Raw genomic sequence first — 8,359 nt, 5'->3', positions numbered from 1 at the left:
CGGACAAATGAATTTTCCCATGGATTTACTTTCTCTTCACGCCATTGTTTCACTAATTTAGGAATCTCTACAAAATGAATTTCAATATCATCACTTAGTATCTGTTGTGTTTTGGCATTCCATAATTGGCCGATGGTGTGAAATGAATCGTCATGAGAAAATAATATGAAATCTAATAAGTTAATGGTAATTGTTTTCCGAAGTGAACGATACGGCATCCCCTCTTGCATTTGGGATGTGTAGAGCTTACTCCAATAATATAGAGAGCGTTTCACCATATCATGTGTATTTCGAAGCTGAATTTCTATATTCACTTGTGTTCCGTTGTCGAGTGTTGCTAATAAATCTAATATGGATAACTTATCATCTTCATAAGATTTATGAAGATGTGGATCTTCCAATTGTAAAGATGTAATGGGTGCATCTAAAGATTCCTCTAAAACGGCATTCAAGAAACCAGTTAAAATTTCTTCATTTCCTTTTGTTCCGAATAACTGTTTAAAAGCAAAATCGATTCGTAAATTTACTAATTTTGTGGACATGGGTTTCCTCTCCCTGTCTATTTCTCTTTCTTATATTGTACAAGAAACCAAAAGTAATGTGCAATTAGCTAAGGCCTTTATGTATTACGGTGAAATTCCTTTTTAGAAAACAAGAAATTTACCCAATTCTCTCATAAGGACCAATACCAGCACTCTTGTAACTAAGGACAAAGTAAAATTTTTTTGTAGATAAGATTATTTTCTATTTTCATATCTTTTGACTACCCTATAGAATGTCGGGCTAGTCATATTACATCTTCTCATTGCTTCTAATGCTGAAATTTCGCCTTTTTTCCACTCTGTGTGAGCTGCAATAAATTCTTCAGTAATTTCAGTTCTAGGTCTTCCTAAATGTTTCCCTTGTTTCTTAGCGATTTCAATTCCTTCTCGTTGACGAGTCTTAATTTTTGTTCGTTCCTCTTCAGCAAGCCAAGAAAGAATTTGTAATACAAGGTCTGTAATCAAATTCCCTAAACTATCCTTGTATTGTGTAGTATCAAGCAAAGGCATATCTAAGACAATAATGTGTGCTTGAATATTTTTTGTGATGTCTTTCCACTCCTGAAGGATGGCTTCCTTATTTCTTCCAAAACGATCAAGTGAGTGAACATATAAAATATCCCCTTTTCTTAGCATGCGTTTTAAAAGTTGATATTGTTCTCGATTAAAATCTCTACCACTTTGCTTATCAATAAAAATGTCCCGTTCATCTTCTATATATTGCTTCATAATTTCAAGCTGTCGGTTTTCGTTTTGATCTTTACTACTTACACGTATATAACCAAATTTTCTAACATTCATATTTTAGTAACTCCTTTATCCTTTCTATAAACTTATTATAACAAATCCACTTCAAAAGGTATTGGTTTTTTAGGAGTACTTCAAATATGTCGTTTTTGAGGTTTTGAAGTATCGTTTTTCATAGATTTTCATCCACTTCAAAAGGTGTACTTTTTGACACTGGGTACAATGTCTAAATAACATAAGCTTATTCCCCCATTTCGGGGATTTGGGCAAAAACACCCTAGATGGAAAAGGAAAGCCTGTAAGAGACCGTAGCAATGCGGAGGGTTACCAAAAGGAATAGTAAACCAAGCTCTCGCGTTTCCCAAAACATTGTTTTGGGGACACCTAGCTGTAAGCGATTAGGGGTGCGGGTACTCCCGCTTATGAAAGTTTTTGTTAACTTTTTTCAAAAAGTTTGGTTTTAAAAGCAAGACGAAAATGTAGTTTTAAATTCAGTTACTTGCAAGTATACTTAGGGGTTCAGCCAAGATACATGTAAAAATAGGGAGACATAGGGAACCATCGGGAAGCCAAAAAGCGCACCAGAATAGGAATGTATAAAAAAATGCATAGAGTCATAGAAAAAGAAACAGGCGAATCCCTTGTGAGAGTAGGGATTCGCCTTTATCCTTGCTACCGATAATGATAATGTGGCGTTATGTTAACTTGACATGAATACGATATACAACCAAAGTTACACAACATCTCATCGCTCTTGAATGGTATAATAAGGAAAAAGGGGGAGTTCAATGAATTTTCTTATGCTAGCTTTTGATGTCATATTTGATACACTGTATAAGTTTTTTTCAAATGGAATTTGGATAGTCCTGTTCTTCTTTTTCTTGAATAAGCTGTACGAGAACGAAAGATTGGCGGCAGCATCACGTGTGATTATTCCTGTTCTTCTTGGATTTTATCTCTTATACATTATTTTAAAACCGCTTATTGTATTTTTTGCTTAGCGTGGGTTTTTTCCAAAATGCTGGCGGTACCCCTTTATGGGATCACCATATAAAAAATAACAATAACCAGATAACCAGTAGATGTTTTCTATTCCTCTTTATTTTTATTCATAGCGTGTAATAGGCTTGCTAAATTTGTCCCTATATCTTTCACAATAATCAAAAGCTTTTACGTATAAATCATCAAAACCTTTGATTTCACGTTTTTCAAAAACTACTGGATAACGTTCTCTGTAATAGTTATAGATTCTTTCTAATTCTTCAGAAGCGTAATAATAGCTTCCTTTAGTTGATTTATAGATTTCTTTTGCATTGAAAAGACCGAATTTTAAAATCTTTCTAGCTTGATCTTCAGAAGTTTCCTCGTTGTTTACATATGAATCAATTGCACGTATATCATTAGTAGTCACGATGTCAATAACGGATGTTAGTTTCATAAACGTTAACTCCTTCCAATTATTAGTATTTAGTATATATATTAACATTGAAAGAATCTTAAATATAGTCTATACACATAAAGGCCCCACCATATGGGGTCTGTGTAGCAATGGAACCAAATCACGCAATAAGCATTAGCGGACATTAGAAGTACTAAGAATGCCGTTTTTTTATGTGAAAACGAGTCAATTTTTAATTTCACAATTGATTTTGGACATTTTTTGATTCTTTGAGAGAGTAAAATACGATTTTGTGAAAACAATCAAGGACATATCTCACTTGGAATGTCCTATAAGGGGTTCAGCCGAGATACGTGTAAAAATAGGTCATAGGCTGTATTTTATTTCCATTATCCAATTACGGTATAACAAAAGGTACTTCAATAATAATAGACTGTTGTTATCAAAATACTTAGCAAAACATTCCAAGTATTTTGATAACAGGACTTATGATAATGAAAATTACCATTTTTGATTATTCTGATTTTTATGAAAATATTACACTTTTTACCAAATACTTGTAGAATAAATACGTATTATTCAGTACGTATTTATTGTATACGTATTGTTTATTACATAAATGTTGAAAGGGGAGATGGGAAGATGAAAAAACTTAAGAAATTAGCAGCAACGGTAGGAACTGTGACAGTATTGGCATCCGCATTTACATTTGCAACTCCAATGCAGAAAGCATTTGCAGCGGATAGTTCTTATGTTAATCTAAGAGGCACTGGGGCAGTAACTACAAGAAGTATTTACGCGAATAGCGGCGGAGTAAGCTTTTGGGTAAGTAATGCAGGCAATCCATCTGTTTCCTGGTATTTGTATAAAAATGGTATCCTTTATGACAAAGGAACTATTTATTCTGGAATGGAAGATCATTCTTATCGTGCACCTATTGGCAATTACCGTTTAAAATTAGTATGCAATTCATCTTCAACATCTTGCGTTGCTGGAGCCGGTTTGCATACTAAGTAATTTAATCATCTTATATGTATGAATGAAGGACGAAGAATGAAATGGGGAATTTTATTAAGAATAAGTTCAAAACTTTAGCTTTAGCTTTGAGTGTAGGAGCTCTTTTTGTATTCTGTTAGAAAGCTTGTCAATTTGGTTACTATTAGCCACTTCTTTATTCCCCTTAATTAACGAACGTTTTTTGTAAAGAACTTTTTGTTGTAGCTTTGAAATAAAGTTTGGTTAAAAATATTCCACAAAGCCTTATTCTACGGCACATAAAACGAATCCACTTTGAAAAAAGATTGATCAAAATGGATTCGTTTCTCTTTTAATGAGCATTTCGTTTTATAAAAAAGATTGATCAAAACTCTTTTAGAATTCTTTAATTATCGTGACTTTATTTCAAACCCACATCTTTGTTTATTATGGGTTAACCCTAATCATTCATTAGTTACGGGGTAGCGTCAGGTTTATGCGGATTTACAACGTTAAGGGAAAAACCTTGTATCAATAGGGTGTACCCTATTGGGATTGTTTCTTGAACCTGGTATAATGGTACTTCGGAGTGTCCCATATGACTTATTCCAAAATAGGAGAGTAGAATATGAGAAAAATAGGTTATGTACGTGTAAGTTCTGTTGATCAGAATCCTAAGAGACAATTACAACAAATGAAGGAATTTGAAGTGAACATTATATATGAAGAAAAAGTGTCAGGTGCTACACAAAACAGACCTGAACTTCAAAATATGTTAAATGACCTGAGAGAAGGCGATACAATTTATGTGACTGATCTGACTCGAATTACTCGTAGTACAAGAGATTTATTTGAACTAGTAGATTACATAAAAAATAAAAAAGCAAATTTAAAATCATTAAAAGATACTTGGTTGGATTTATCTGAAGAAAATCCATATAGTCATTTCTTGATGACAGTAATGGGTGGAGTAAACCAATTAGAACGTGACTTAATTCGGATGCGTCAACGTGAGGGGATTGACCTTGCAAAAAAAGAAGGAAAATATCAAGGACGAGTTAAAAAGTATCATGAAAAGCATGCTGGAATGAATTATGCACTTAGGCTGTATGAAGAAGGGAATATGACAGTGAAACAAATTTGCGAAATTACCAATGTTTCTAGATCAGCTTTATATAGGAAACTACAAGACAAAGTATAATAAGTACCCGCCGCAATTGGAAAATTTTTCAGATGTGGCGGGTTATTCTGTGAATCGTTTCCGTACCCCTAAGAGGGATAGTAATATGTATTTTATCTTTCGCTGTAAACAAATAATGGTAACAAGGGAACCCCCTCATTTTTTGAGGGGGCTCCATATATTTTTCTTTTCCTTATAAAGACTTCTCTTGTGCCTTTGCAACATATTCTTTATATGGCATTACTTGTGTTTGTTTACTTGGATCTTTTGGAATAAATTTCACTTGAATAGCTGAATAATAACCACCTTCTCCGTTAAACGTAAAGGTTTCAGCATTTTTCAATATTACTCTTTTCTTTTGATCATTTAACTGTATATATGATGGCAATGGTATATATGGATCATTTTTATAAATAGCATATACATCTTCTGCATTCAAAGTAATCTTCTCAGTACGTACCTTTTTCCATGGAGAATCTTTCTTCGCTATAGGCAAGTCTAATGAGATACCACCTGTTACGAATGAATCAGTTTGGAAAGTTCCAGAGAATTTTGCTTTTTTAATCGTACCATAATAAGTCGTTGTTCCACCTGGAGCAGCAACTACCGGTTGTGATTTAAATGTAACAGATGTCTCATGAGTACTAGTATTTGAACTCGACTGATTAAAAGTAAATTCTGTACCAATTTTAATACTTTGATCAAATCCACCTAAATTAAATGGAAGATTAACTTTAAATGAAGTTGTTGACTCAATTCCTAATTTCTGCCCAGTTTGATTTGAATAACTCATAGTTTCTGTAAATGTCTCTGTTGTTTCTGGTGTCTGAGCTTGTTGTGCTACAATACCATCATCGTTATTAATAGTTAACAAATTTGTTTGACCTAAATCCTCATAACTATCTATATGTGGACTAACTTCAAATTTTGATCCATCTGCTGTCGGTACTTTTTGTAGATTATTAAATATATCTTTGTAAAATTCAATACCAGTATCAATCATTACGCTTTCGTCGTCTGCTATATTAAATTTCTTCCGCAATTCAGGAGAATGCTCTATACCAGAACGGAACCTAATGTATAAAGATTGTGTTAAATTTTCTTTAGTATAATACGTCCCTTGACGAAATATATTATTTTGGTCAACATATGGGGCTTCTGCATGTGCTGCATCTGGTAAGGTAAAAATCCCCGTACCTAACATACACGCAAGTGGAGCAACCATTAATAATTTTTTATATTTTTTCATTTTCCTCTCTCCTATTAATTAAAATTTTCTTTAGTATACTAGGTGTGATACTTTTGTAATTTAAGATTTTTCCCAAAGATAATTGCTTGATCCTTATAGCATTCTATGGTTTACATTTTCAGTAGAAGAAAATCCTGGTGTTACTAGTAAAGATGTACCAAGTACAACTGCTGTAGGTATTATTTTTTAATTTCTGAATTTTCAATCCTTTGAAGGCATACCCCTTTTCTGTGTAATTTAAAACTAGACAATGTACATACTGCTTTGTGATCTATTTACCAAGCTATAAATGTATAAGAAATGAATCTTTGTTTTTATTTCGTTTATCAAAAATAAGTATAGTTGATTAATTGATAAGAATGTAATTTTGGAAATAAAGACCTTTAAACTTTGGATATGTGTAAATGATAAGATTATTATTCTATCTACACGATATAATCAACTACAATTTATAATGACGAACCTGTTACTTATAAAAATTCATTTTCTTTTATCTTTTATAGAAGGTAAGAGATCTTATAGCCACATTAAAACATTATATTTTTGCTAAGTAAATCAAAAAATTTTAATAGTTAAATCATAAAATCGTAATTTATAATTTGTGAGGAAAAAAAAGGATTATATTAATAAAATCCTTTTCATCCCATAGTTATAATAAAGCATAATTCCCCTAACTGATTATGTAATTTTAGTAACGTATAAAATTACTTTAGAATAGTAAAATAATATTCCATATACTAACTGCCTTTTTTTGGGTATGCAAAATTGCATATTTTTAAATTAATGTTTATCATTAAAACTTTAATGATAAGAACTGAAGATATAATGATTAAAAACAAAAATAATGCTATATTATGAAAAAAGAAATGGAGTGAAACATATGGATCAAGCTAAATATTTTATTGGTTTTGAAAAAACATTAAAATTATTTCAGGGTATATTTAACATTTTTTATTGGGTGGTTATTATTGGGATGTTTTTATCTTTAAGTGTGATGATTGCAGGAATATTTGTTCCACTCCATACCTTACATGACATTTTAACTGTAAAAGGACTTACTTTTTATTTTCATTCTTCTTATAAAATTGATGCATATCATATTCAAATTGCAAAACTTAGGACATTAATCATAAATGCTTGTATACTACATGAAATCATTCTAACAGTATTATTATTTATCACTATACAGCTAAAAAGTATTGTACAATTTGTAAGAAATAAACAACCTTTTTCTAAATGTTGCATTAAACGCATCCAATATTTAGCATATGGGGTTATTGTTTATAGTTTTATTTTAGGATTATTAGGTAATGTTTGGGATTTATTACTTGTAAGGACACTTCAATTGTCTCAAACTGTGATTTCTCTTAATTTTAATTTTGGAATGATGATAATGGGATGTCTTATTTTATTTTTGTCTCATGTTTTTAAGTATGGTGCATATTTGCAAGAGGAATACGATTCTACTTTATAAGTTCTATGAGAGGTGCTATTTTATGGCTATTATTACACGATTGGATAGGGTATTAGCAGATAGGAAGATGCAATTGAACGAATTAGCCGATGCTGTGGGAATATCTGTAGTCAATTTATCCAATCTAAAAACAGGTAAAGTAAAAGCGATTCGCTTTTCTACACTTGATGCAATTTGTAGGGTTTTAAACTGTCAACCTGGAGATATCTTAGAATATACGTATTCTGAAGATGATGAAGAGGTATAGAGTTTTCACCTTTTATTGGAATTTATGTGACGGACTAGAGCAGTCACCCTGTGATTATCCCTATAAGTAAGCACAAAAAAAGAGTCTAGATCTAGACTCTTTTTTTAGATAGTTTGATTTTTGATACTGGATACTGTGTAAGTATATGTTTAACGGTTCTGTTGCAAAGTTTGAAAAAAGCACAAACAGGTTGGTAAATGAGAAACAATGTTTAGGAAGTAGCTAGTAATTGTTGAAGTTCATTGTACGTTGAAAAGGCGGAGTCTCTTTGAAGACTTCGCCTTTGTTTATATAGAGCATGAATGGTCTCGATACCTTTTATTGTACGTGAAGCATGACGAAGATTTTGAAATCCTGCGGATTTGGCAAAACGTCTCTTTACATGACTATGATCCTGTTCAATAAGATTGTTTAAATGTTTGATTGTACAATGGATTGTCTTTTGATAAAATCCTTGTTTTTTTAATTTGTTAAATGCACAAAGTAATGCCGGCGCTTTGTCTGTAGTGAGAACCGTTGGTTCTCCAAAATGTTTTACTAATCTTT

10 protein-coding genes are annotated in these 8,359 nt (G+C 31.9%); 5 read left to right on the top strand and 5 right to left on the bottom strand.

What is annotated here, in order from left to right:
* Both BM350_RS25765 and BM350_RS25760 read right to left on the bottom strand, forming a co-directional pair.
* A partial coding sequence (locus tag BM350_RS25765; RefSeq protein ID WP_139232943.1) for an Rpn family recombination-promoting nuclease/putative transposase occupies positions 1-542 on the bottom strand: 542 nt, incomplete at its 3' end.
* 195 nt (positions 543-737) lie between these two features.
* Complete coding sequence (locus tag BM350_RS25760; RefSeq protein WP_090920575.1) at positions 738-1,343, bottom strand: recombinase family protein; 606 nt, start codon at positions 1,341-1,343, stop codon at positions 738-740.
* A 734-nt stretch (positions 1,344-2,077) separates the two neighbouring features.
* On the opposite strand from BM350_RS25760, the gene BM350_RS25755 reads away from it, so the two are divergent.
* Positions 2,078-2,290, top strand: a complete 213-nt coding sequence (locus BM350_RS25755; protein WP_090920579.1) for a hypothetical protein — start codon at positions 2,078-2,080, stop codon at positions 2,288-2,290.
* Between the two features lie 104 nt (positions 2,291-2,394).
* Here the strand turns inward: BM350_RS25755 and BM350_RS25750 are convergent, their stop codons facing one another.
* Positions 2,395-2,727 (bottom strand): hypothetical protein, encoded by a 333-nt coding sequence (locus tag BM350_RS25750; protein ID WP_090920582.1) that lies wholly within the window; start codon positions 2,725-2,727, stop codon positions 2,395-2,397.
* A gap of 603 nt (positions 2,728-3,330) precedes the next feature.
* Here BM350_RS25750 and BM350_RS25745 point away from each other — a divergent pair.
* Positions 3,331-3,705 (top strand): hypothetical protein, encoded by a 375-nt coding sequence (locus BM350_RS25745; RefSeq protein WP_090920585.1) that lies wholly within the window; start codon positions 3,331-3,333, stop codon positions 3,703-3,705.
* A 586-nt stretch (positions 3,706-4,291) separates the two neighbouring features.
* Positions 4,292-4,864 (top strand): recombinase family protein, encoded by a 573-nt coding sequence (locus tag BM350_RS25740; protein WP_090920588.1) that lies wholly within the window; start codon positions 4,292-4,294, stop codon positions 4,862-4,864.
* 172 nt (positions 4,865-5,036) lie between these two features.
* On the opposite strand, the gene BM350_RS25735 is transcribed toward BM350_RS25740, so the two are convergent.
* The gene (locus BM350_RS25735; protein ID WP_090920591.1) at positions 5,037-6,092 is read right to left on the bottom strand and encodes an ETX/MTX2 family pore-forming toxin; all 1,056 of its coding nucleotides are present in this window, start codon (positions 6,090-6,092) and stop codon (positions 5,037-5,039) included.
* 880 nt (positions 6,093-6,972) lie between these two features.
* On the opposite strand from BM350_RS25735, the gene BM350_RS25730 reads away from it, so the two are divergent.
* Together BM350_RS25730 and BM350_RS25725 are read left to right on the top strand one after the other, a co-directional pair.
* Complete coding sequence (locus BM350_RS25730; protein WP_170857783.1) at positions 6,973-7,566, top strand: DUF2975 domain-containing protein; 594 nt, start codon at positions 6,973-6,975, stop codon at positions 7,564-7,566.
* 22 nt (positions 7,567-7,588) lie between these two features.
* Positions 7,589-7,813: a helix-turn-helix domain-containing protein gene (locus tag BM350_RS25725; protein WP_090920597.1), complete on the top strand. Its 225-nt coding sequence runs from the start codon at positions 7,589-7,591 to the stop codon at positions 7,811-7,813.
* 211 nt (positions 7,814-8,024) lie between these two features.
* Here the strand turns inward: BM350_RS25725 and BM350_RS25720 are convergent.
* Positions 8,025-8,359 (bottom strand): DDE-type integrase/transposase/recombinase (locus BM350_RS25720; protein ID WP_139232942.1); only part of this gene is annotated, 335 nt, incomplete at its 5' end.

The organism is Bacillus sp. 103mf, from assembly GCF_900116295.1.
Lineage (GTDB): Bacteria > Bacillota > Bacilli > Bacillales > Bacillaceae_G > Bacillus_A > Bacillus_A bruguierae.
Note: the sequence above shows the minus strand (reverse complement) of the source record. Positions and strands in the feature narration are given on the sequence as shown.